This is a genomic window from Haloactinospora alba, assembly GCF_006717075.1.
Lineage (GTDB): Bacteria > Actinomycetota > Actinomycetes > Streptosporangiales > Streptosporangiaceae > Haloactinospora > Haloactinospora alba.
Map to the genome: position 1 here is coordinate 295,459 of NZ_VFQC01000001.1, position 22,717 is coordinate 318,175.

A 22,717-nucleotide genomic window follows, 5' to 3' on the forward strand; every position below is an offset into this window, starting at 1 on the left:
TTCCTGGTTCCACTGGTGTTGGCGCCGCAGCCCTCGGATCTGTCCGCGTGGTGTAATATCCTCATTCATGAGAAAACCCCGTCCTTGCTGGCTGGTTGCTCGCTCCAGCATAGGGTGGGGCTTTTTCTGTGTCAGGGCCGCTACCGGTTCGTGACACCGGGTCGGCCGCGTCACGCAGCGGGCACGGTCACACCTCGGTGTTCGGCCCACGACTCGACAGCGTCAACCATGGCCTTGCGCCACGGCTGGTCAGGGAACCGCTCCGCGTGCGCCCGGTACATCCGTACCGTGGCCGCAACGAACACGTTGACCGCGTCCGAATCCGCGTGCGTCCACGCGTCGCACTTGCCCGCCCATGCCTCCGCGTCCGCTGGATTGCGCTTTGCTGCAATGAGCTGTACGACGAGCAACGCCGGGTCAATGAACGCGGCCCCGCGCGTCGGCCACGCCCAATCCACGACCCACGCGTTGTCTTCGCCGATCACGAAGTTACTTGGGTTGATGTCGACATAGAGCATGCTGTTCCCACGAAGTAGGGGCGTCTCCGCCTCGTCTGACACGAACCGGTCCCAACGGGTTTCCGTCCAGTCGTGCGCAACATCGGGTAGCGGAAGTGCCCCGATTCGGTTCACGAGGTCCACGAGCGTAGGCAGGTCCTCAGAGCCGGGCCGGAAGTTCGCGCGTCGTCCGTGGATCGGTTCGAACCCAAGAGCCACCCATTCGGAGTCTTCCGCGCGCCACAGCACAGCCGGGGAGAGCGGGCGGACGTGCGGGTTGATCTCCCCTTCCCGGACCAAAGAGTCCCGGCGGCCCCCCGGACGGTTGGGGACCGCCTTGACGAAGAACGGGCCGTTCTCGCACTCGACTACGGCGGTAACGTCCGTCATGAGCCCATGAGACGTCGGACGGAACTCAGACACGGAACCCGTGTAGGGCTGTATCAGTGCTTCGAACTCTGGCCCGGGAAGGGAATCATTCATCAGCGTTCCTTAGTACCTCGGGTCGCATTCGCTACCGCGCCAACGCCCGGGTTGCAATCTAGGTTCGGATCACAGTTCGAACCAGAGGACGGGGAACAGGGGTTGCAGCCCTCTCCCGCTTCGGCCCTGATTGCGGCGTTAGCCTCGTCCATCGCAGTTCCGCGAAGGATAGCGGCCAACGGGTCGGCTTGTACGCTCCCTACGCTTATCCACGTGGAGAACACGCACGGAGAGACGTCCCCCGTCGGACCGATGGACGCGGCTCCCTTTCCGCACTGGCCGCACAGGCGGGACGCGTCGGGTTCCTGCCCGTCTCCGCCACGCCCGAACGGGCGAACGTGGTCGACATGGATTCGTGTTACGCCCAGTGACTCCAGGTCCCGCCACGCTTCGTCCACGCGTTGTCCGTCGTCCGTCGCGATGATGCCAACGCGGAGCGGGATACCGAGCTTGATTGTCTTCGCGAGGTTGGCGCGCGTCCGGGCGTGGCTCCGCCGTCCGGTCACGGCGTTGTGCTCGTCGGGCTCGTCGGAGTAGTAGGACGTTGCCAATGAGACCTTCGGACGCTGGAAAAGCTCCCAGTGTTTGGGGGAGATGTGCACGAGGTTGCTGAACACGGTCCATCCCCACGTGCGTGGGGCTCACTCACTTTTAACAACTCCGAGATATTCCCGAACGGGTCCATCCCCACGTGCGTGGGGCTCACCCTTCGCCACCTGCGAGAACGCGTAGCTTTATTGTTTTGCAACCCCATATGGCCGGTATTCCGGTGAATGCGGTCAGGATCTGACCATACCGTTCCGCTGCTATCAACACATCCCCATGAGACCACGGAAAACCGACCACTCCCGGGGGCGCCAAGTAGAAGGCAGGAGCAGCCGGGAAAGACAGTGGGGCGTGTGCGGCCTCAGCCCACACACGCCCCACTTGCGCGCCCGACCGGCGACGCGCACAACCATCGGGGTCTATTCCTGGAGTTCGACCGGCATCCAGTCGGTCAGGGTGCGCGGGTTGGCGTGCCGCACCGGCCCACCTTTAACGGGACGAACGAGGACCTCACCCTGAGCCGTGCCGGGCTGGGGTGTGTGGCCGGTGACCACGTGCACGGTGGAACCGGCCGCGTGCAGCCGCACCCGCAACCCCACGGGCCACCGCGCACGCAGATACGACAGATCCCCGCTGGAGAGCCGCTCCACCGTGTCGGGGTGGACGGTGACCGTGTGGGCGTCGCCGACCGTGTCGCGGGGAGCGATCCGCAGCATCCCGTCAGCCTGCTGTGTGACGACATCCCACGGGGCGGTGCCATCTTCCTCGTGGGGGAACCGCACCCACATGCCGGGCTCCCACCCGGGCTCTACTCCTCGCACGGGCCACCACCTCCCCCAGCGCTGTGCTGGTGGGAAACCGTCTCCGTGTCCTCGTCGCCGAGCCAGGCAACCACGCGGGCGTGCAGTTCCCGGAGGATGTCGCGGATCTGGTTGGGCCACAGGGCGTTGCCGTCCATGGCCTGGGAGAGCTGCTCCAGCAGGTCGAGCAGTTCCCGGCGTTCCTGCGGGGTGAGGTTCACGTGTCACCACCTCCCCCGTCCTGGTGGTGGATGGTGGTTATGAGGTCCTGAACCTGGTCGGGAGCGAACCGGCGGTGCCCGCCCGGAGTGACCAGGACCGGGGTCAGGCGGCCCTCGCGTACCCAGGTGTTGACGGTGGAGGTGGTCACGCCGAAGGCCTCGGCCACGTCCCCCGGACGCAGCAACGGGGCGGGCCAGCTGTGGGGGATACTCACCGGACCACCCCCACCGGGGTTGTCTGCTCGCGCTGGGACAGCCACTGGCGCACCAGCGGGGACAGCTCCGCGCGGACGTCGTCCAACCCGTCGCCATACATCGGCGGGGCGGAAGGTTCCGGTGCGGGGACGGCCGCGCCGCAGGCCGGGCAGCGCCGTCCTTCCTCCTGTTCCCGCCGGTGGCGTTCGTGCTGGGTCACGTAGGGCCGCACGGGGCTGTGCTCGTCGGGATCGAGCACCTCGGGTTCGGGAAGCGGGTGAGTCAGTGGCTCCGGGAGTACTTCCGACGCTCTCGGCTGCGGCACGGCGAACCGCCGCGCCGAGTGGCGCCGGGGCGGGGGCGGCGGTGTCCACACGGGGTCCGGACGCTCATGGCGTCCACGGATCGGTGCGACCAGGACGACGGTCAGCAGGAAGAACAGCGTCCATAGGGACGCAAGGGTGCGAATAAACTGGGGCATGTCATCGACTCCTTCTCAGTCGGTGGCCACACCTCCGGGAGAGCGCTCACTCTCGCCGGGGGTTCTTTTAATGCCCCGGGCGCGGTCGGCAGCCAGCCATTCCCGCGCTCGGGGCTTCTTTCATCATGACCGAAGACACGCTCCTGGTAGAGACCTATGTCAGTTCAGCGTCAATAGCTGAATCTCCCTGGAATTTTTGGGAAAACCACGACGTGGCATGACCGTTCGCGGCATGCTACGAACATGCCCTCTAAGGATCTGAACAACTTGGATAAGCGAGTGCTGCTTGCCTACGGACGTGAGGTTCGGCGACTCCGCGAAGAGGCAGGATTCACCCAAACGGCGCTCGCTCGTCACGTAGCAAGCTCGAAGACCGCAGTATCCGACGTCGAGCGCGGCAAGGCTGCTGCCTCCGCGCAACTACGTTCCGATTTGGACGAGATACTTGGCGCCGGGAGGCTCACACACCTCTGGAAGGAGCTGACCGGATCCGGGAAGGAGGTGTGGAAACACGAGATAGCTGAGCTGATTGCCGGGGCGAACGCCGTATACGAGTACGAGGTTCTTGTTTTCCCCGCTTATCTTCAGACAGAAGGATATGCGCGGACCCTGATCCGTTACGGAGTCCCATGGCTTCCGGAGGACGAGATAGCCTCGCGGGCCGAAGAGCGGGCCAAGCGGTCACAAGAGCTGGTCGAATCTGGTCAGCCAATGGTCTGGCTGGTACTGGACGAGACAATCCTGATGCGGCGTTACGGCTCGACGGACGTCATGCGGGAACAACTGTCACATGTACTGGACCTCGCCGAGCGCGAGCGGATCACTGTCCAACTGGTACCGGCGAGTTCCCCTAAGCATCCCGGTGTTTCTGGAGCGTTTAAGCTGGTCACTACCGACCACTTCCCCGACGTGATGTTCGCCGAGAACGTTCACGAAGGTCAGATGGTTACCAGTACGGTGGATGTTGCCCACTACCGGATGCTGTTCGCTGCCCTGCAAGGTGTCGCCAGCAGTCCGGAAGAAGCGCAGGCGAGGCTTCGAGACGAGCTACAGAAGTTGGAGTCATGATGGCTACCCGCGAGTGGCACAAGAGCAGTTACAGCAACGGTGGAACCAACTGTGTCGAGGTCGCCGAAGGGCCGGTTACCGCTGTCCGCGACACCCAGAACCGGGAGGCCGGGCACCTGTCGTTCTCCGCCACGGAGTGGAAGGCGTTCCTCGACGAGGTCCGTGCCGAGAACCTGTAACCCCTTCGCCCCGTGGCGCCCCCGATCACGAGACGAACGCGTCAGTCCCCGGTCCGTCCGGGGGCTGTTGTTGTGCCGGGGCTACGCCGACATGGGGAACACAGCGTCTACTTGGGTGTCTGGCCTGAACCTCCGCAGGCATAGCACGGACGGCGTTCGTGATTCCCGTCGTTGGTTATTTTGGTGTCGCCCTCGCCGTGACATACCGGGCACTCTTTCTTCTCCCCATGCCTGCCTGCCATCAGCCCATCCTTTCCACCAGGCACTCGGGACGATCGAGCCACACTCGTTGTCCACTCGCGTCAATGGTCAATCCGAATCGTTCAATCCCTGGCCCGCCCCGGTCGATCCACGCGAGATAAGCCTGTTCGAGTTCCTGCCACAGGTCGCGGGGACCGCGCTGACGGACTCGGCCGGAATGTTCCTCTGGCCAGTAATCCACGCGAGCGTGAGACTCGCCGTGGCGGTCCCAGGCGACCATCCGAAACGCTCCGTCCGGTCGATGGTTGCCATCGCTGACCGATACCCCAGGCATGGCCCCGGCTATCCATACCGACAGGCCCGAACCAGCTACGGCAATACGACGAGGATCAACCGTGGGCTCGGATTCCCGTACCTCGCCCTCGATCGGCTGGGTAGGTTCCCGCTGGGAACGCAACATCATGTAGGCGCATTCGCCATGGAACCGGCCAACGGCACGATTGCCGGTAACAATGAGCTTGGCTTTATGGCCGACATCAAGCGCCCCATGCATCCACGGCAGCACGATGACTCCGCCGGGGCGCGTCTGCTCCACCCACGCGTACGGGATCTCGCGTACCCCGCAGGTGACGTGCACCCGGTCGAACGGGGCGCCCTCCGGGTGCCCCTTCTGGCCGTCGCCGACCACCAGGTGCGGAGACAATCCCGCCCGTTCCAGATTCGTGCGCGCGTGGTCGGCTACACGCTCGTCCACCTCGATCGAGGTGATGTTGTCGCCGCCGAGCCGCGCCGACAACAACCCGGCCGTCCAGCCGGTGCCGGTGCCGACCTCCAACACCCGATCGCCAAAGTAGGGGGCGAGGAGGTCCAAGAAGTGAACAACGAAACGAGGAGCGGAGCATGAGCTACTGTGGTTCGTCGTCATCCACGGGGACTCGTTGGTAAGTTCCGTAGACCCATCATCGATTTGGGTCACGATGGGCGCATCGGTGTAAACCGCTTGGTTCCAGGCATCCGGGTCGGATTCCCGTTCCAACAATCCTGTGCGTGTTGTCCATGCCCGTTCTGGCACGAACCATTCTCGCGGAACGTCCCGCAGCGCCTGCTTCCACGCGTCGTCGCCAGTGAGTTCGGCCAGATTCTCCGGACCGGGCGGAGACTCCTCACCCATCCGCACCGCCACGGGTACTCATACTCATCCTCCACGCCTCGGGGGAACATCCGTCCACGTCCCTACCCCACGCGCGGAACAGGCAACTCCCTGTGGCCGGAAGCGGCCAACCGGTAGTGATCCGCCACCTAATCTGCTCCGACCGAAGGTTGCCTTTCTGTTCTCCGACTGGGGTTTCTGCTACTTTGAGACAGTTGTCGCTTATCCGGCTCCCGCTCGCCGGGAGCCTGCGTTTTCCCAGGGCACTACACCGCTCAGAGCCACACGCCTTGTAAGCGATAGGTTAGGGGTTCGATCCCCCGCCGGCTCTTTTCATACCCGGAATCGCAGGGCAGAGCCATGACATGAAACCGCCGCCCGGCGGGACCGAGCGGCGGATGCACATTTTCTGCACACTGACAGCGATCGCTTACGCGGCCTCTGGCTCGGCGAGGCTAGCCAGCTGTGAGGCCCGGGTGGCGCCGAGAGCGTCGGCCACCTCGTCGAGCCAGTCCGGCCAGAGATGGGCGTAGGCGTCGAGCGTGATGCTGGGTCCGAGCGGTCTGGTCGGCCGGGGCGTGCCGTTCGTTGCATTCCCGCTGGGTGAGGTCCATCCCCGCGTGCGCGGGGAGCATGGTCCGGGTAACCCTCACGGGGGGTTTCCGTTGGGTCCATCCCCGCGTGCGCGGGGAGCATCCTGGACAGTGTGAACCAAGAATTCCGTATCCGGGTCCATCCCCGCGTGCGCGGGGAGCATGTCGCGGTCGTCCACCCCCGGACCGGCCGCGCGGGTCCATCCCCGCGTGCGCGGGGAGCATGTCTGTGACCAACGAGAACGAGTCCCCGGGCGGGGTCCATCCCCGCGTGCGCGGGGAGCATATGTGCCTGGTGGACGAGGGCCGCAGTGTGGCGGGTCCATCCCCGCGTGCGCGGGGAGCATCCTCTCTGATCTGGTCTTCTAGGCCACGCGCGTGCCCGTGTGTGCAACTTCTGGATATTCGGACATAGCACGCACACCTCTCAAAAACGCGTTGTCGACGAGCAGTGCGGCGCGTAACGCCAACGCCGCGACGACGGAGCCAGGAGACCACATCTCCCGTCGCTGTGCACGCTCTCCCGGATGAAACCGCGCCTGATCCCGCGTGGTATCCCGAAGCGCGAACGAACCCCGCTCCGGCGCGGTAGCTGGCACAGTTACCCGTATGCCCCCGACACCCGCCCGTGTGTTCGCCCGTGCCACGGCAGTGCCCGCGCTCGCGCTGGCGGCGTGGCTCCTCGTCGCTCTCCCGCTGCTGATCACGGGGCAGTTCACCCCGCTGGCCGGGCTCCTGCTCGGCGTCCCCGCGGTGGTGGCGGCTCTCGTGTTCCTGCCGCGGCTCGTCCCCGACCCGCCCTCCGGCGGGTCCGGCTGGTGGCCGCTGGTCGCCACCGCGGCGATCACCGTGGTGTTCGCCGCGGTGCAGATCGCCTACCACGCCGAGGCGCTCGTGATCCGCCGCGACCCCTCCTCCTACGCGCAGTTCACGATCTGGATCGCCGAGCACGGCTCGTTGCCGATACCGCAACAGCGCGAACTGATCGCCGGAGACGAGCCGGCACTGAGCTACGAGAGCCTGGCCTACTACCAGGTCGGTGACGTCATCTGGCCGCAGTTCCTCGCGGGAGCCCCCCTCACGCTCTCCCTCGGGTACTGGATCGGCGGCGTCCCCGGCATGCTGGTCACCGCCCCGCTGCTGGGGGCGCTGGGAGTGTGGACCTTCGCCGGCCTGGCGGTGCGGCTCATCGGTGCCAGGTGGGCCCCGCTGGCGGCGCTGCTGCTCGCCGTCTGCCTGCCGCAGCAGTGGGTGAGCCGCTCCACCTACAGTGAACCCGCCGCCCAGATCCTGCTGTTGGGAGCGCTCGCGCTCACCGTGGACGCGCTCACCCGGCGCTCCGGCACGGGAGGTCGGTGGACAGCCGCGCACACCCTCGCTGCGACGGCCGGGGCGCTGTTCGGCCTCGCCCTCGTGGTGCGCGTCGACGCGCTGCGCGACATCCTGCCCGTGGTGGTGTTCTGCGGCATGCTGCTGCTCTCCCGGAACGGCCGGGCACTGCCGCTGCTCGCCGGGCTCGTGGCCGGGCTGGGTTACGGTTTCACCGCCGCGTTCGGACTGTCCCGGCCCTACCTGGAACACCTGTCGGAGTCCTTCGGCCCACTGCTGCTGATCACCGTCGGCGTCGTACTCGGGACCACGGTGATGGCGGCGGCGCTGTGGCGCCGCGGCGTACCCCGCACCGACCGCCCCGCCTGGTTGCCGACGGCGGTGGGTGCGCTGGTGCTGGTGACCGTGGCCGCTCTGGCGCTGCGCCCGCTGCTGTTCACCCAGCGCGGGCACAACGAGCCCGGAACCGGTGCCTACGTCGGCCAGGTGCAGGAGATCGAGGGGCTGCCCGTGGAACCCGCCCGCACCTACGCGGAGACGAGCCTCACCTGGGTGGGGTGGTACGTGGGGCTGCCCACCGTGGTGCTCGCCACCCTCGGGGCGGCGCTGCTGCTGCGCCGGGTGATGCTCGGGAGAGACACGGTGTGGCTCCTGCCGCTCATGGTGCTGTCCTGGTCGGTGGCGACGACGCTGCTGCGCCCCTCCATCACTCCCGACCATCCGTGGGCGAGCAGGAGACTCGTCGTGCTGGTGCTCCCGGCGTTCGTCCTGCTGGCGGTGTGGTTCACGGCGTGGGCGAGACGTACCCTCCCCTGCCGTTACCGGAGCTTCCGCGACGGGTGGGTGGCGGCTTCCCCCGCCGTGGCCGGCGTGGTGCTGATGCTGGTCCCGACGCTCCTCACGGCGCAGGGGGTGATGACCTACCGTTCCGACGTCGGGTCGGTGCGGGAGAGCCGCCAACTGTGCGAGGCGCTGCCCGCGGACGCGAGCGTCCTCATCGTGGACGCGAGCGCGGCGAACTACATGCAGCTCATCCGGGGAATGTGCGACGTTCCCACCGCGGCGGCGCGGGAGAGCGGCAGGGAGGAGGTGCGCCATTACGCCGCGCGGATCAGGGAACGCGACCGCACACCGGTGCTGGCGGCGTCCGACCGCGGCGCGCTCATCGACGCCGCCCCCCAGAGGGTTCAACTGGAGCACCCGTTCGACGTGGACAGCGACAAGGACCCCAGTACCCTGACGAAACCCCCCGCGGGACCGTGGCCGTTCACCGGGGACGTGTGGGTGGCTGTGCTCGATTAGCGGGCGTGCTCGCCGGGTTCCGGCTATCGTGGACGAACTGTGAACGCCAATCCCCCAACCGAGCCCTCCGCGCAACCCGCGCCCCGGGTCACGGTCGTGCTTCCCTGCTACAACGAGCACGACCACGTCACGCTCGAGATCGACCGGATCCGCGCCGCCATGGACGAGTCCGGTTACCCCTACGAGCTTCTCGCCGTGGACGACGGCTCCACCGACGGAACCCGGGAGCGGCTACGCGAGGCCGAGGCCGCCCACGAGCAGGTGCGGGTGTTCGCGTTCGGCCACAACGGCGGTTCGGGGACCGTGCGCCGCATCGGGACACAGCGCGCCCGCGGCGACATCGTGGTGTGGACCGACGCCGACCTGACCTACCCCAACGAGCGCATTCCCGAACTGGTCGCGCTCCTGGACGGCGATCCCGAAGTGGACCAGGTGGTCGGTGCCCGGATCCAGGAGAACGGGCGCCACCGGCTGCTGCGCGTGCCCGCCAAGTGGGTGGTCCGCAAGATCGCGGAACGGCTCACCAATACCCGCATCCCCGACCTGAACTCCGGGCTGCGTGCCTTCCGGCGCGAGGTCGCCCTGCCGTACCTGCGGCTGCTGCCACCGGGTTTCTCCTGCGTCACCACGCTCACGCTCGCGTTCCTGGCCAACCAGCACCAGGTCCGCTACGTTCCGGTGGCCTACGCCAAACGCGCCGGAACCTCCAAGTTCCACCTCATGCGGGACGCGTACCGCTACATCCTGCAGGTGCTGCGGATGGTGATGTACTTCAACCCGCTCAAGGTGCTGATGCCGCTCACGCTCGTGCTGCTCGGGACGGGCACCGTGAAGTTCGTGTTCGACATGGTCACCGACCCGTTCTACCTCCCGAACAACACGGTCATGCTGCTGATGACCGGTCTCCTGGTGGCAGCCATGGCGCTGCTGGCGGACCTGATCGTGCGTTCCCGGGACGGGGACTGACGGCGCCCCACCCGCGCGGAGCACGCAGCTGGTGAGGTCGGCGCGGAGCCGGTTCGGCCCCCGGGAGGGCGGGCCATTCACCCACCGGCTGATCCGGACGCGATGGTAGCGTTCGGCGACAGGTTTTTCACCCAAAGTGTTCACCTCCGCCGGTCGGGCGGGAGCGGTTCCACGGCGCGGGGTGACGGGTGAGGCGCCGCGGCGCCCCTGGAATGCGGATTCCTGGGGGCCTGTTTCCCAGGGATGAGTGTTGTCTTAACGAATTCTTAGTTTTTCTTGTGTACGCTTTCTGTGTGCCTGGCCCCGTTCCAGTCGGCGACGCACCTGTTTCCCCTGCCGCTGGGACGGCTCCGGCCGTGGCCGGACGGAACCGCCCAGTGAGGCACAGCTCCGCCCGGTCGCGAGGTTTCGGACATTGGAGGAGAGCATGCAGGCGGAAAAGAGCCGGGTCGACTGCGGGGACGTCCTGGAACTGTGTCTCGCCGACGATCAGCGGGACCGGGCGGAGGGATCCGAGGAGGTCCTGACGCTGCGGCGGACCGAGGAGCCGCGGACACGTGTCCGGGCTCCCGGTGTACACACCTCGAGCCGGGACATCCGGGTCGAGGTGGGAGAGCTACCGCTCGAGGACGGCGTCTGGGAGGTGCTGTACACGGACCCCGAGGGCGGTGGTGACACCCCCGTGGGTACGCGGGACTGCTGTTTCAGTCTCGCGCGCAACATGGAGTACCTCGGGCAGCCCCGCCAGCGGAAACTGCAGGCGCTGCGTTCCCCCGACGGTGCGCTGTTGTTGCAGGTGTCTACCGTCGCCGCCTACGCCGAGGTCGGGTGGGTGGACAGCGGTACGGACACGGTCACCGTCTCCGGGAGGCTGGCCTACACCGAGCGGCCTCCGGGGAGTGTCGGGGCCGAGATCGTCGCGCGTCAACGCGAGCGTTCCGGAACGGCGAGCGCGCCGGCCGAGATCGACTCGGGCCAGTTCCACTGCGAGATCCCGTTGAAGCCGCTGCTGGAGGCGCACGATCCGGAGCGGAAACGCAACGAGTGGGACCTGTGGTTGCGTTTTCCCGGGGACGAGCGGGAACTCCGTCTCGCGACCCACGCGGATGGCGTTCCCGCGAAGAAGAGGAAAGTGCTCTACCCCACGGTCACTCCCGCCGGAGGAAACGTCCGGATCCGCCCCTACTACACAGTCGATGACACGTTCTCGCTGCTGGCTACGGAGGCGAAGTCGCCGTGAAAATCGCGATCGTCCTGGCGAACGCCTACGGAATGGGCGGAACGATCCGTACGGTCTTCAACCTGGCATCCGCCCTGGCGAAGAAGCACGAGGTGGAGATCGCCAGTATCGGCAAGTACCGGGAGGAACCGTTCTTCGCCGTCCCCGACGGGGTCACGCTGCGCCCTCTCTCGTCCTACGGGAACCCGCCGTCGCAGTCCACAACGACCTGGCTGGGACGCTGGCGCCAGCGCCGCTACGGCGGGATCGTTCCTCCCTCGGAGGAGGAGAAGAAACCGATGCTGGACGCGGACAGGGCCCACGCCTTCCGCTCCTACCTCCGCTCCACCGACGCCGACGTCGTCATGGGGACCCGCCCGGGGATCAACGTCATGCTGGCCAGGTGGGCCCCGTCGCGGCTGCTGACGATCGGCCAGGAGCACGTTCACCTGGACAAGCACACCGGGGACGTGCGTGAGGCGATCGGTGAGCACTACCCGCACCTGGACGGGATCTCCGTACTCACCGACACCGACCGGGAGTCGTACCAGGACTTCTTCGCCGGAGATCCAGCATGGGTCCGGACCATCCCCAACCTGCTTCCCGACGGGGCCTATCCCCGCTCCCACCACGACAACCCGATCATCGTGGCAGCGGGCCGGATCACGGCCGTCAAACAGTACCCCCGGCTGGTGGAGGCCTTCGCGCCCGTCGCCCGGCGGAATCCGGAGTGGCGGCTGCGGATCTACGGCGGGGGAAAGGACAACGACAAGGACACGAAGGTCCAGCGGAAGATCGCCGAACTGGGGTTGAGTAACCAGGTCACGCTGATGGACCGGACCGCGGACATCACCGGGGAACTCGCCAAGGCATCCATCCTCGCGGTCAGCTCCCGCCTCGAAGGTTTCGGGATGACGATCATCGAGGGCTTCTCCGTGGGGATTCCCGCCGTGAGCTTCGACTGTCCGCACGGGCCGCGCGAGATCATCCGGCACGAACACAACGGTCTGCTGGTGCGTCACCAGGACGTGACCGCCCTGTCCGACGGGCTGCTGCGGCTGGTGGAGAACCCGGCGGAGCGTCGGCGGATGGGCGAGGAGGCGCTGCGCTCCTCGGAGGCCTACGGTTCCGCGCAGGTCGCCTCCCGTTGGGAGGAGTTCTTCGCGCAACGCCTGTCCGAGAAGCACGGGCGGCGGGTGCAGGCGGCCTGAGTCCCCGACACTCCGCACGGTCCGGTAACGACGCCGCGGAGGCGGAAGCGTAGGCTGCCGGCCATGAGTGGTGCCACAGCCGGAAACCCCGAACCCGCCCCGACAGCACTCCGCCGCGCCCTCGCCCGGGCCCGCGACGGAAAGACCCTGGACCAGAGCGAAGCCGAAACCCTCCTGCACGCCCGGGGAGACAACCTCGAGGCGCTGCTGCGCTATGCCGGACGAGTACGGGACGCCGGCCTGCAGGCGGCGGGTCGTCCCGGCGTCGTCACCTACAGCCGGAAGGTCTTCATCCCGCTGACGCGGTTGTGCCGGGACCGCTGCCACTACTGCACGTTCGCGACCGTCCCCGGCCACGTGGACTCCCCCTTCCTCACCCCCGACGAGGTGGTGGAGATCGCGCGGGAGGGCGCCGCCATGGGGTGCAAGGAGGCCCTGTTCACCCTCGGCGACCGCCCGGAGGAGCGCTGGGACCAGGCGCGGCAGTGGCTGAACGAGTACGGCTACGACGACACCCTGTCCTACGTGCGGGCCATGGCGATCCGGGTCCTGGAGGAGACGGGTCTGCTTCCCCACCTCAACCCCGGTGTGCTGAGCTGGTCGGACTTCCAACGGCTCAAACCCGTCGCCCCGTCGATGGGGATGATGCTGGAGACCACCTCCAAGCGGCTGTTCACCGAACGCGGCCAGCCCCACTACGGCAGCCCCGACAAGGACCCCGAGGTGCGGGTGCGGGTTCTGGAGGACGCCGGCCGGACCAGCGTCCCCTTCACGACCGGCATCCTCATCGGTATCGGCGAGACCGTCGCCGAGCGCGCCGACACCATATTCACGATGCGCCGCGTCGCCCGGGAGTACGGCGGTGTCCAGGAAGTGATCGTGCAGAACTTCCGCGCCAAACCCGACACCGCGATGATGCACCGCCCGGACGCCGAGCTGGACGAGCTCGCCGCGACGATCGCCGTCACCCGTCTGGTCATGGGGGCGCGGATGCGCGTCCAGGCACCGCCGAACCTGGTCGGAGACGAGTACGCGCTGATGCTGCGTGCCGGTATCGACGACTGGGGCGGGGTCTCCCCGCTCACTCCGGACCATGTCAACCCGGAGCGCCCCTGGCCGCAGATCGAGGAGCTCACGGCGCGCACGGCCGAGTCCGGTTTCGAGCTGTGCGAGCGCCTCACCGCCTACCCCCACTACGTGCTCCAGGGGGAACCGTGGCTGGACCCGCGCGTCTCCGGCCACGTGGCGGCACTGGCCGACCCGGACACGGGATTGGCCCGCGCCGACGCCGAGGTGCGCGGACTGCCGTGGCAGGAACCGGAGGCCCACCTCACCTCCGCCGGCCGCACGGACCTGCACACCAGTATCGACACACAGGGGCGCAGTGCCGACCGGCGCGGGGACTTCGACGCGGTCTACGGCGACTGGGAGCAGCTGCGGGAGCGGGTTCCCCGCCCCGAACTCGGCCAGGGTGCCCCGCGCCGGTTCGACCCCGAGGTCCGGGACGCGTTGCGCAGCGCCGAGCGGGACCCGGCGGGGCTGACGGACGAGGAGTCACTGGCGCTGCTGTACGCGCACGGGCCGGAGCTGGAGGAACTCACCAACCTCGCGGACCGGGTGCGGCGCGACGCGGTGGGAGACGACGTGACGTTCGTCGTCACGCGCAACATCAACTTCACCAACGTCTGCTACACGGGGTGCCGGTTCTGCGCCTTCGCCCAGCGCCGGACGGACGCGGACGCCTACACGCTCTCCCTGGACCAGGTGGCCGACCGCGCGGAGGAGGCGTGGGAAACCGGCGCGGGCGAGGTGTGCATGCAGGGCGGTATCCACCCGGACCTGCCCGGCAGCGCCTACTTCGACATCGCCAGCGCAGTGAAGGAACGCGTCCCCGACATGCACGTGCACGCGTTCAGTCCGATGGAGGTGGTCAACGGCGCCTCCCGGACGAACATGTCAGTGCGGTCGTGGCTGGAACGCGCCCGGGAGGCCGGGCTCGACTCCATCCCCGGAACGGCGGCGGAGATCCTCGACGACGACGTCCGCTGGGTGCTCACGAAGGGCAAACTCCCCGCCTCCGAGTGGATCGACGTGGTGACGACCGCCCACGACCTCGGTATGCCCACCACGTCGACGATGATGTACGGCCATGTGGACACGCCCGAACACTGGGTGTCCCACATCAAGCTGCTGCGTTCGCTGCAGCAGCGCTCCCTGGAACGCAACGGCCGTCCCGGTTTCACCGAGTTCGTGCTGCTGCCGTTCGTGCACACCAACTCCCCGATCTACCTGGCCGGGCTGGCGCGGACCGGACCCACCGTGCGGGAGAACCGGGCCGTGCACGCCCTGGCGCGGTTGCTGCTGCACGGTTCCATCGACAACATCCAGTGCTCGTGGGTGAAGCTCGCCGAGGACACGTGCCGCGAGCTGTTGAACGGCGGTGTCAACGACGTCGGCGGCACGCTGATGGAGGAGACGATCAGCCGGATGGCGGGTTCCGACCACGGCTCGTTCAAGACGATCAGTGACATCCGCGCCCTGGTGGAACCCACCGGGCGCCCGGTGCGGCAGCGCACGACGCTGTACGGGGATGTCCCCCCGGAGCGCCGGGAGATCGCCGAGGCACACGACGGGGTGGCCGCCAGCGTGCGGCGCCCGCAGCTTCCCGTGGTGTGACCCGCCGGCCGGGGCGGGGAGGGCCGGTCGCGGACGGGTTGTGGGGCCCCGTCCGCGACCGGCGGACCGGAGGGCTCAGGTGGTGTTGAGCCGCTGGCCGAGGGCGGTGGCGAACTCGTTGTTGTTGGTCGCATCCCAGTTGACCGACCACGTCATCGCCCCTCCGATCTGCCCGTAGGCAGTGTCGGGGCTGAAGGAGGCGCAGTTCTCACCGCGTTCCAGGCAGTCCAGTGCCCGGATGACGTTGTCGGTGGGCTGGTGTCCGCCGCCGGCGGCGGAGGGGGTGGCGGGCAGTCCCAGCCCGACCTGGCTGGGGTCGAGGTCCATCTCCAGCTGGATGCAGGCCTGGGCGGTGAGGAAGTCCACGCTGCCCTGGGAGTAGACGTTGTTGTCGCAGCCCATCATCGACCCGGAGTTGTAGTACTGCATGTTGATGATGGTGAGGATGTCGGAGATCCCCTCGGCGAGTTGGTAGTACTCGTAACTCGGCGCCTGGAAGTCGATGGTCTGCGGCGCCATCGTGATGATCGGCTCGGAGCCGGCCTGGCCCACCAGGGAACGCAGCGCGTCCTCCATGTAGCGCGCGTTGATGCCGTGCTCCAGGTCGATGTCGACCCCGTCGAAGCCGTACTCCCGCATCAGGTCGTGCGCCGAGTCGGCGAAGTTGGCGGCCTCGGTGGCGTTGGTCACGTTCACGTGGCCCTTCTCGCCACCCACCGACAGGATCACCTTGCGGCCTTGGTCCTGGATGTCGGCGATGTCGTCCTTGAACTGCTGCTCGGTGTAGCCGCCGAGCTCGTCACTGGCGAGGTCGAACGTGATGCCGCCCGGTGTGTCCGGGGTGCTCTCGGCGAACGCGACGGCGACGAGGTTGTACTCCTCGGGGACGTCACTCAGCGGCATCGTGGTGGAGCCGTTGTCGAAGTTGTGCCAGTAGCCGGTCAGCCACTGGCTGTCCGCTGTTTCCACGGGGGTGCTCTCCTGGGCCTGGGCGGCGGGTGCCGTCGCGAGCGCGCCCGCCGCCAGCAGGGCGAGAGCGGGGAGGAGTCGGGTGGCTCGGTTCCGGAACGAACGGTGCATGGGGGATGCTCCTTGGTCGCGGCCGGCGGGGGAGCCGGCGAGCCAATAAATTGTTAAGAAACCTAAGAGTCATTCCGCGTTCAGGTCAATAGAATCGGAAAGAAAGTTTCATGTTAGGGGCGGCCGTGCTGCCCCAGCTTCCACACGCGTCACATGCGCCACGGAATGTTCGACCATGGGGCCCTGCGGGGCGGGGCCGGCGGTTGAGCGCCCCGTGCTCTCCGTGACCCGCCTTTGGGCCAGCTCGCGGGGACGGTGCCATCCCGGGCGGTCCGCCGCGCCTCGGGCGCTCTCCCGCCGCGCGACGGCGACGTGTCAGTGCTTCCGGCGCGGGGGCTCGGCGAGGTCCAGCTCGTGGCCCACGGTCTGGAACACCTCGTGGCCGATCTCGCCGTCGCGGTACAGCTGGAGCAGAGCCTCCCGCTCGGCCGCGGAGATCTCGTGCCTCAGGAACGCGGTCCCGTGCGCCTCGGGCGGCGGGGAACCGCCCCGTTCGTCGGCGTCCAGCACGCTCCGGGACTGTTTGACCCGCAGCGTGTAGAACCGCCGGTACGTTTCCGCGACCTGCTCACCCGTCTGGCCGCTGGCCAGGAGCTCGTCGATGCGCGCCAGGGCGGCGCGGCTGATCGCGACCTCCGCCCTCGCGTACTCCACCCGGCTGCTGCCCTCCTGGTGCACTCCCATCCTGCGCAGCACCAGCGGGAGCGTCATCCCCTGGCCGAGCAGGGTCGCCAGGACCACGGCCGCGGCGAGGAAGACCAGCACGCTGCGGTCCGTGAACTCCTCCCCGTTCACGGTGAACGGCAGGGACAGGGCCATGGCCAGCGATATTGCCCCGCGCAGTCCGCTCCACCCGATGATGACCCGGTCCCGCAGCCTCCCCGGGTCCAGTCGCAGCGGCCCGGGCAGGTACCGCATCACCGGCGACACCGCGACCTGCCACCCCAGGCGGACCAGGACGGTAACCACGATCACGGCGACGGCGATCCCCACCAGCCGCACCGGAGGAACCCCGCCGATCCCCACCAGGACCTCGTGCAGCTGCAGTCCCAGCAGGACGAACAGTGTCGACTCCAGGAGCATGACCAGCCCGCGCCACACGGTGTGCCCGGTGACCCGTACCCGGGGCGGCAGCAGTCCCTCTCCCCGGGTCCCCAGGTAGAACCCCGCGACCACCGCGGCGAGTACGCCGGAGAACCCCACCGTCTCCGCGGGGATGTAGGCGACGAACGGTGTCACCAGGGACACGACCAGCTGCGCGTTGCTGTCGTACAACCGTTTGCGCAGCCACGCCACCGCCAGCGCCACCACGGCCCCGTAGGCCAGACCGCCCACCACCACGGTGAGCAGCTCCCGGAGCCCGTCGCCGAAGGTCAACGGGGTGGACATCGCGGTCACCGCGAGCCCGAACAGTGTCAACGCGACCCCGTCGTTGATGAGACTCTCCCCCTCGAGGATCGTCACCACCCGGTTCGGCGCGCCGACGCGTTTCAGTACGGCCGAGGCGGAGACCGCGTCCGTGGGGGCGATGGCAGCTCCCAGCGCCACCGCGGCGGCCCAGCTGGTTCCGGGAAGCAGCAGCCAGGTGACCCCGGCGATCGCGAACGCGCTCACCAGTGTCATACCGACAGCGAGCGCGATGATCGGCCGGGCCTCGCTGCGCATCTCCCGGGGCGCGGAGAAGAAGGCGGCGTTGTAGATCAGCGCGGGCAGGAAGACCAGCAGGACGATCTCCGGAGCCACGCGGATCTCGCGCATCCCCGGCAGGTAGCTCACCGCGAACCCGAGCCCGACCAGAACGATCGCGTCCGGCATCCGCAGTCGGCCCGCCAGCAGCCGTCCCGCCAGTACGACGAGTACGATCACCAGACCAACGAGGACGTAACTCTCCTCGGACACCAGCGGCACCTCCCGGTGCTGGCCGCAGCGCCGCGCCGCGGCCAGCTCACTTCCGCTCCCGTTCCGAGGTTTCCAGCGAGTGGTGGCGGTGCCAAGCGCGCAGCGCCGCCACCACCGGCCCCGTTCCCCGCCGGCACGCCCCCGTAAGTTCCCCGCGGCAGCGGCCGCGGGGAGGAGGGAACGGGATCAGCGCACCGCGACGAACGACTCCGGATCGCGCGGGGGCCGGTCCTTCGGGGGAGCGGCGGGATGGCCCACCGCCACCGTTCCCATGGGCTGCCACTCGTCGGGCACCTCCAGCACCCGGCGGACGACCTCGGGGCAGAACAGGGTCGAGGAGACCCACGCCGAACCCAGCCCCTCCATCGCCAGCCCCACGAGCAGGTTCTGCACACCCGCGCCCATGGCGACCAGGAACATGGACCGTTCCGCCGTGGCCCTGCGCTCGTCCGGGTACGGGTGGGCGCCGTCGGCGACCAGGAACGGCACGACGAGGTACGGTGCCTGGCGCAGCACGTCGCCGCGTTTGACGCGTCTCGCGACGGACTCCTCGCTGAACCCGTCACCGCGCAGGTCGGCTATCCAGGCCTGGCGCATCTCGTCCAGCAGCCGGGTGCGTGTCTCCTCGGACCCCACCAGGACGAACCGCCACGGTGTGGTGTGGTGCGGCGCGGGAGCCGTGACCGCGGCGGAAACCGCCCGGCGCACGGCGGCCGGGTCCACCGGGTCGCCGCTGAACTCGCGGATCGTGCGGCGCGCGGGCACGACGTCGCGGGAACCGTAGCGGAACAGGTCCTCGTCTGCGGGCCGGACCAGGGCCGCCGCCCCGTCCCCGTCGTGCCGGGTCACCAGGTGCTCCAGCCCGCGCACCACGGCCACCGGCGTTCCGGTCGCCTTCCCCTTGACGAGTTCCCCCGCCGCGGCGACCTCGTCGGCGACGGCGTTCATCGTGTTCTCCAGCACGACGCCGCGCGTGTCCGTCGTGCCACGCAGGTCGTCCACCGCGTCGATCCCGGCGGCGCCGATGGCGATATCGGTCTGTCCGATGCGCCAGGGGCGGCCGAACGTGTCCGTGATGACCACGGCGAGGCGGACGCCGAGCCGTTCGCGCAGCCCGTCCCGCAACCGGCGCGCCGAGGCGTCCGGGTCCTCGGGCAGCAGCAGTACCTTCCCGGGCTCGACGTTGGAGGCGTCGACCCCGGCGGCCGCCATCACCAGGCCGTTGCGGGTCTGGACGATGCGCGCGTCGCCCTTGCGGGCCACGACCCGCTGGGTCTCGGCGTCGATCGCCTCCTCCCGGCCCATCCGGTACAGCCGCCCCTCGGCCTTGCTGACGATCTTCGACGCCACGACGAGGACGTCGCCGTCGTTCAGCTGCGCGCGGGAGGCGATCGGTTCCACCAGGTCGTCACCGGGGTGGAACTCCGGTAGGTCCGGGACCCCGTACACCTGCAGTCCGGTCACTGGTCGCCGCCTTTCAGCTCCGAGGCGAGGTCCAGGGCCTCGCGCGCGATCGCGGCGGTGGCCTCCGGGGAGTCCATGTACAGGGGCCGGGAACGGGTGGTGATGCCGTCCACCCGTGTGCTGGCGGCGTCCGCCTCGTCCACGAGCCACCCGTCCAACAGCCGGGGGCCGTAGTGCTGCGCGACCGCCTGGGCGCTGGTCTCCACCCCGATCGCGGAGAGGCACACGTCGGCCATGCCGCGCACCGGGGCGCCGCCGATGATGGGGGAGACCCCGACGACGGTGGCGTCCTCCAACGCCTCGCGGATCCCGGACACGCCGAGGATGCTGCCGATACTGACCACCGGGTTGGACGGTGGGAGCAGTACCGCGTCGGCCTCCCGGATGGCCTCCAGCACCCCGGGAGCGGGGGTGGCGCTGTCGGCACCGATCCCGATGATGTCGCTGGCGGGAAGCGCCGCGCGGTGGCGGATCCACCACTCCTGGAAGTGCATGGCCCGCCGCCCCTGCTCGTCCTCGACCACGACGTGCGTCTCCACCGGGTCGTCGGTCATCGGGAGGAGCCGCACCCCCGGACGCCACCGGTCGCACAGCGCTTCGGTGACCTGGGAGAGGGGGTAGCCCGCCGCCATCATCTGGTTGCGCACGATGTGCGTGGCGGTGTCCCGGTCACCCAGCCCGAACCAGGTGGGATGCATACCGTAGGCGGCGAGTTCCTCCTTGACCGTGAACGTCTCCTCGGCGCGCCCCCACCCCTGCGCCTCGTTGATCCCGCCACCGAGGGTGTACATCACGGTGTCCAGGTCGGGACAGATCCGCAGGCCGAAGAGAGTGATGTCGTCACCGGTGTTCCCGATGACGGTGATGGTGTGTTCTTCCGTGGCGTCACCGTCCCCCGTGACCCCGAGCGCCTCCTTGAGGCCGCGCAGGAAACGGGCGCCTCCGATACCGCCGGCTGGTACGACTATCCGCATAGGGCCAAGTCTGGCACTCTGGGCGGGCGTGTCCTGCCACACACCTGTGATGTGTAACGCGGACCCCCGGATCGCCCCCCGGCCTCCGGCGCGGGAGAATCCTGTTCGTACCCGCGTGCCGGTGGACGGCGCGGGAGGATGGAGAGAACGGCGATTCCGGTATCCCCGAACGTGTGACGGAGTGCCGGTGTCGAAGGAGCGACGTTCCGGTGGCGGGCGGCGCTGGAGCGCCGTTCCGGGTCGCTGCGCCGAAGGCCCGCCGTACGGGAAGCCCGGGAAGTACGCGTCCCCTGTGTAACCGAGGTGCGACCCCGCGGCGCGGGAGGTGTGTAGCAGTTCGCGGTAGGAACAGAGCCGATGCCGGATCTTATAGTGGGGCAGTCGGCGCGGAGGCGGGGATCCACCGAGACGCCGCACCGGCGCGGTCGGAGCCGTCGCTTTTCCCGGCGGAGAGCACGCCACCACATGCAAAGCTTCCACTGATGCGATAGCGAAGCAGCGGAGGGAAACCTCTTTTGAATAATGAAACAGTCAATCGGATGCGGGTGCCGGCCGCTTGGGTCCTGCTCAGCGCTGTAGGCGCGCAGATGCTCGGTGGTCTCATCCGCGTGTTCGGGGTGGACACCGGCATCACGGGTGCCTCGTCGGTGTCACAGAATTTCTACGAATACGGGGCGACGTTCTTCTTCAACCCGGTCCTTGTCGGGATGCTGGCCGTGGCGGCGCTGCTGGTCGTCACAGCGCCCCGGAAGAGCGGCGCGAACTTCCCGGTGGTGCTGATATCCATGATCCTGGCAGCGGTGTCCGCGCTTCTGGCGCTGACAACCCTGGTCATGGCGTTCGTTTGGGGCGCGGACACCAACCAGGTGGCCGCCGCAGGGTTCAGCTCCGTGTTCGCCCACGGCGGCCAACTCGCGTTCGCCGTCATCGTGGGCGTGTTCCTGCTGCAGGTGCTGGGGGACCGCTCGCTGGTGCCCCGTGCCGAACCCCCGCAGCAGATGAACCCCGCGATGGGCCAGCCCGGAGCGCCGCAGACCTTCCCCCCGCAGACCGGAGCGCAGCAGCCGTTCGGTCAGCAGCCCGCCCCCGCCACCGGAGCCCAGCAGGGTTTCGCCGGGCAGCAGGAGTGGGTCGGCCAGTCGTTCGGGGACCCGGCCCAGCAGGGGTACGCGGACCCGGCCCAGCAGTGGCCGCAGCAGGATCCGTGGGCGCAGTACCAGCAGAGCGGTGCTCAGCAGAGTTATCAGCAGGGGTACGCGGATCCGAATGAGCAGACGTATGTGGATCCGGGTCAGGGTGGTTACGGTCAGCAGTGGCCGCAGCAGGCCCCCTGGGCGCAGTACCAGCAGAGTGGTGGCCAGCAGGGGTTCCAGGCGGGTTATTCGCCGACCGGTGGCCAGCAGGGCTATGCCGGGCAGCAGGATCCGTGGGCGCAGTACCAGCAGAGCGGTGCTCAGCAGAGTTATCAGCAGGGGTACGCGGATCCGAATGAGCAGACGTATGTGGATCCGGGTCAGGGTGGTTACGGTCAGCAGTGGCCGCAGCAGGACCCCTGGGCGCAGTACCAGCAGAGCGGGGTCCAGTACCAGCAGAGCGGCGGCCAGCAGGGCTTCCAGTACGGCTACGAACCCAGCGGGGGTCAGCAGGCCTACGGCCAGGACTGGCAGTCCGCGAATCCCCCCTACGCCGGCTCCCCGGCGCAGTCCGAGTCCGGTGGCTACGCCGCCCAGGGCAACCCCACCGCGACCACAGGCGGACAGCCCGTCTACGACCCTTCCCAGTACCCTCCGCAGAATCCCGCGGATGTCGGGAACGGCACTTCCCAACACGGGTGGCAAACCGGGCAGTATGAGAATGGTTCGGAGAACCGGGCGGAAACCCCTCTGGACCAATTCTTCGGCCCCGAAGAACAGCACCCGGCGGATAACCCCCAGTACCGTGACCAAGGACACGGCGGGCAGTAGAGCGTCCGCAGCCCGGGAAACGCAGCTGGTCCGCTAGCCTCCGGGCAGGACGCTGCGCACCGCCTCCATGACACGCGTGCCGCGGGGATAATTGCGTGGTAATCCACTGAAAGAGCGTGGTGGGAACACCGCTAAACGTTCGTTACGTGATATTCAGGGGATTACCACGCACCGCGCTTGACGTATAGCGAGACGCGCGCGTGTAATTCAAGGTGTGAT

General features: G+C 68.3%; 19 protein-coding genes and 1 CRISPR repeat array. Of the genes, 8 read left to right on the forward strand and 11 right to left on the reverse strand.

Annotated features, from left to right (window positions below; translation table 11 throughout):
* Positions 1–170 precede the first annotated feature (170 nt).
* The 6 genes from FHX37_RS01405 to FHX37_RS01430 form a co-directional block, all read right to left on the reverse strand.
* Complete coding sequence (locus FHX37_RS01405) at positions 171–887, reverse strand: protein kinase (protein ID WP_211351718.1); 717 nt, start codon at positions 885–887, stop codon at positions 171–173.
* A gap of 92 nt (positions 888–979) precedes the next feature.
* Positions 980–1,597 carry an SPASM domain-containing protein gene (locus FHX37_RS01410; RefSeq protein WP_141921664.1) on the reverse strand — a complete coding sequence of 206 codons (618 nt, stop codon included), beginning with the start codon at positions 1,595–1,597 and terminating at the stop codon, positions 980–982.
* 348 nt (positions 1,598–1,945) lie between these two features.
* The gene (locus FHX37_RS01415; RefSeq protein ID WP_141921665.1) at positions 1,946–2,347 is read right to left on the reverse strand and encodes a hypothetical protein; all 402 of its coding nucleotides are present in this window, start codon (positions 2,345–2,347) and stop codon (positions 1,946–1,948) included.
* The gene (locus FHX37_RS01420; protein WP_141921666.1) at positions 2,335–2,547 is read right to left on the reverse strand and encodes a hypothetical protein; all 213 of its coding nucleotides are present in this window, start codon (positions 2,545–2,547) and stop codon (positions 2,335–2,337) included. Before FHX37_RS01420 ends, FHX37_RS01415 begins: the two co-directional genes overlap by 13 nt.
* Complete coding sequence (locus tag FHX37_RS01425) at positions 2,544–2,762, reverse strand: MerR family transcriptional regulator (protein ID WP_141921667.1); 219 nt, start codon at positions 2,760–2,762, stop codon at positions 2,544–2,546. Before FHX37_RS01425 ends, FHX37_RS01420 begins: the two co-directional genes overlap by 4 nt.
* Positions 2,759–3,223, reverse strand: a complete 465-nt coding sequence (locus tag FHX37_RS01430; protein ID WP_141921668.1) for a hypothetical protein — start codon at positions 3,221–3,223, stop codon at positions 2,759–2,761. The genes FHX37_RS01425 and FHX37_RS01430 overlap by 4 nt, the downstream gene beginning before the upstream one ends.
* Positions 3,224–3,502: 279 nt before the next feature.
* On the opposite strand from FHX37_RS01430, the gene FHX37_RS01435 reads away from it, so the two are divergent.
* Together FHX37_RS01435 and FHX37_RS01440 are read left to right on the forward strand one after the other, a co-directional pair.
* Positions 3,503–4,291 carry a helix-turn-helix domain-containing protein gene (locus FHX37_RS01435; RefSeq protein ID WP_246062000.1) on the forward strand — a complete coding sequence of 263 codons (789 nt, stop codon included), beginning with the start codon at positions 3,503–3,505 and terminating at the stop codon, positions 4,289–4,291.
* Positions 4,291–4,470, forward strand: a complete 180-nt coding sequence (locus tag FHX37_RS01440) for a DUF397 domain-containing protein (RefSeq protein ID WP_141924945.1) — start codon at positions 4,291–4,293, stop codon at positions 4,468–4,470. The genes FHX37_RS01435 and FHX37_RS01440 overlap by 1 nt, the downstream gene beginning before the upstream one ends.
* Positions 4,471–4,711: 241 nt before the next feature.
* On the opposite strand, the gene FHX37_RS01445 is transcribed toward FHX37_RS01440, so the two are convergent.
* Positions 4,712–5,854, reverse strand: coding sequence for a protein-L-isoaspartate O-methyltransferase family protein (locus FHX37_RS01445; RefSeq protein WP_141921670.1), 1,143 nt, complete (start codon positions 5,852–5,854; stop codon positions 4,712–4,714).
* Positions 5,855–6,427: 573 nt separating this feature from the next.
* Positions 6,428–6,761: a CRISPR direct-repeat array (repeat unit 29 nt; unit sequence GGGTCCATCCCCGCGTGCGCGGGGAGCAT).
* Between the two features lie 262 nt (positions 6,762–7,023).
* Here FHX37_RS01445 and FHX37_RS01450 point away from each other — a divergent pair.
* The 5 genes from FHX37_RS01450 to FHX37_RS01470 all read left to right on the forward strand — a co-directional run bounded on the left by FHX37_RS01450 (position 7,024) and on the right by FHX37_RS01470 (position 15,117).
* Complete coding sequence (locus tag FHX37_RS01450) at positions 7,024–9,045, forward strand: hypothetical protein (RefSeq protein ID WP_141921671.1); 2,022 nt, start codon at positions 7,024–7,026, stop codon at positions 9,043–9,045.
* A gap of 39 nt (positions 9,046–9,084) precedes the next feature.
* On the forward strand, positions 9,085–10,011 hold the full coding sequence (locus FHX37_RS01455; protein ID WP_141921672.1) for a glycosyltransferase family 2 protein: 927 nt from the start codon (positions 9,085–9,087) through the stop codon (positions 10,009–10,011).
* 427 nt (positions 10,012–10,438) lie between these two features.
* Entirely contained in the window at positions 10,439–11,251 is an 813-nt protein-coding gene (locus tag FHX37_RS01460) for a hypothetical protein (protein WP_141921673.1), read from the forward strand.
* Positions 11,248–12,441 carry a glycosyltransferase family 4 protein gene (locus FHX37_RS01465; RefSeq protein WP_141921674.1) on the forward strand — a complete coding sequence of 398 codons (1,194 nt, stop codon included), beginning with the start codon at positions 11,248–11,250 and terminating at the stop codon, positions 12,439–12,441. The genes FHX37_RS01460 and FHX37_RS01465 overlap by 4 nt, the downstream gene beginning before the upstream one ends.
* 63 nt (positions 12,442–12,504) lie before the next feature.
* Complete coding sequence (locus FHX37_RS01470) at positions 12,505–15,117, forward strand: bifunctional FO biosynthesis protein CofGH (RefSeq protein ID WP_141921675.1); 2,613 nt, start codon at positions 12,505–12,507, stop codon at positions 15,115–15,117.
* A gap of 75 nt (positions 15,118–15,192) precedes the next feature.
* Here FHX37_RS01470 and FHX37_RS01475 read toward each other — a convergent pair whose 3' ends face one another.
* The 4 genes from FHX37_RS01475 to cofD form a co-directional block, all read right to left on the reverse strand.
* Positions 15,193–16,197 carry a chitinase gene (locus tag FHX37_RS01475; protein WP_141921676.1) on the reverse strand — a complete coding sequence of 335 codons (1,005 nt, stop codon included), beginning with the start codon at positions 16,195–16,197 and terminating at the stop codon, positions 15,193–15,195.
* Between the two features lie 315 nt (positions 16,198–16,512).
* Positions 16,513–18,096, reverse strand: coding sequence for a Na+/H+ antiporter (locus tag FHX37_RS01480; RefSeq protein ID WP_141921677.1), 1,584 nt, complete (start codon positions 18,094–18,096; stop codon positions 16,513–16,515).
* A gap of 186 nt (positions 18,097–18,282) precedes the next feature.
* A complete protein-coding gene (locus FHX37_RS01485) occupies positions 18,283–19,560 on the reverse strand; it encodes a coenzyme F420-0:L-glutamate ligase (protein WP_141921678.1) in 1,278 nt (425 codons plus the stop codon).
* Positions 19,557–20,534 carry a 2-phospho-L-lactate transferase gene (cofD, locus tag FHX37_RS01490; RefSeq protein WP_141921679.1) on the reverse strand — a complete coding sequence of 326 codons (978 nt, stop codon included), beginning with the start codon at positions 20,532–20,534 and terminating at the stop codon, positions 19,557–19,559. The genes FHX37_RS01485 and cofD overlap by 4 nt, the downstream gene beginning before the upstream one ends.
* Before the next feature lie 539 nt (positions 20,535–21,073).
* On the opposite strand from cofD, the gene FHX37_RS01495 reads away from it, so the two are divergent.
* Positions 21,074–22,498: a mediator complex subunit 15 domain-containing protein gene (locus tag FHX37_RS01495; RefSeq protein ID WP_141921680.1), complete on the forward strand. Its 1,425-nt coding sequence runs from the start codon at positions 21,074–21,076 to the stop codon at positions 22,496–22,498.
* Positions 22,499–22,717 lie beyond the last annotated feature (219 nt).

Excerpts from the sequence above, each read along its gene's own strand:
- FHX37_RS01475 (WP_141921676.1), bottom strand. The coding sequence starts at position 16,197 with ATGCACCGTTCGTTCCGGAACCGAGCCACCCGACTCCTCCCCGCTCTC.
- FHX37_RS01495 (WP_141921680.1), top strand. The coding sequence starts at position 21,074 with ATGCGGGTGCCGGCCGCTTGGGTCCTGCTCAGCGCTGTAGGCGCGCAG.
- cofD (WP_141921679.1), bottom strand. The coding sequence starts at position 20,534 with ATGCGGATAGTCGTACCAGCCGGCGGTATCGGAGGCGCCCGTTTCCTG.
- FHX37_RS01440 (WP_141924945.1), top strand. The coding sequence starts at position 4,291 with ATGGCTACCCGCGAGTGGCACAAGAGCAGTTACAGCAACGGTGGAACC.
- FHX37_RS01430 (WP_141921668.1), bottom strand. The coding sequence starts at position 3,223 with ATGCCCCAGTTTATTCGCACCCTTGCGTCCCTATGGACGCTGTTCTTC.
- FHX37_RS01450 (WP_141921671.1), top strand. The coding sequence starts at position 7,024 with ATGCCCCCGACACCCGCCCGTGTGTTCGCCCGTGCCACGGCAGTGCCC.
- FHX37_RS01470 (WP_141921675.1), top strand. The coding sequence starts at position 12,505 with ATGAGTGGTGCCACAGCCGGAAACCCCGAACCCGCCCCGACAGCACTC.
- FHX37_RS01405 (WP_211351718.1), bottom strand. The coding sequence starts at position 887 with ATGACGGACGTTACCGCCGTAGTCGAGTGCGAGAACGGCCCGTTCTTC.
- FHX37_RS01460 (WP_141921673.1), top strand. The coding sequence starts at position 10,439 with ATGCAGGCGGAAAAGAGCCGGGTCGACTGCGGGGACGTCCTGGAACTG.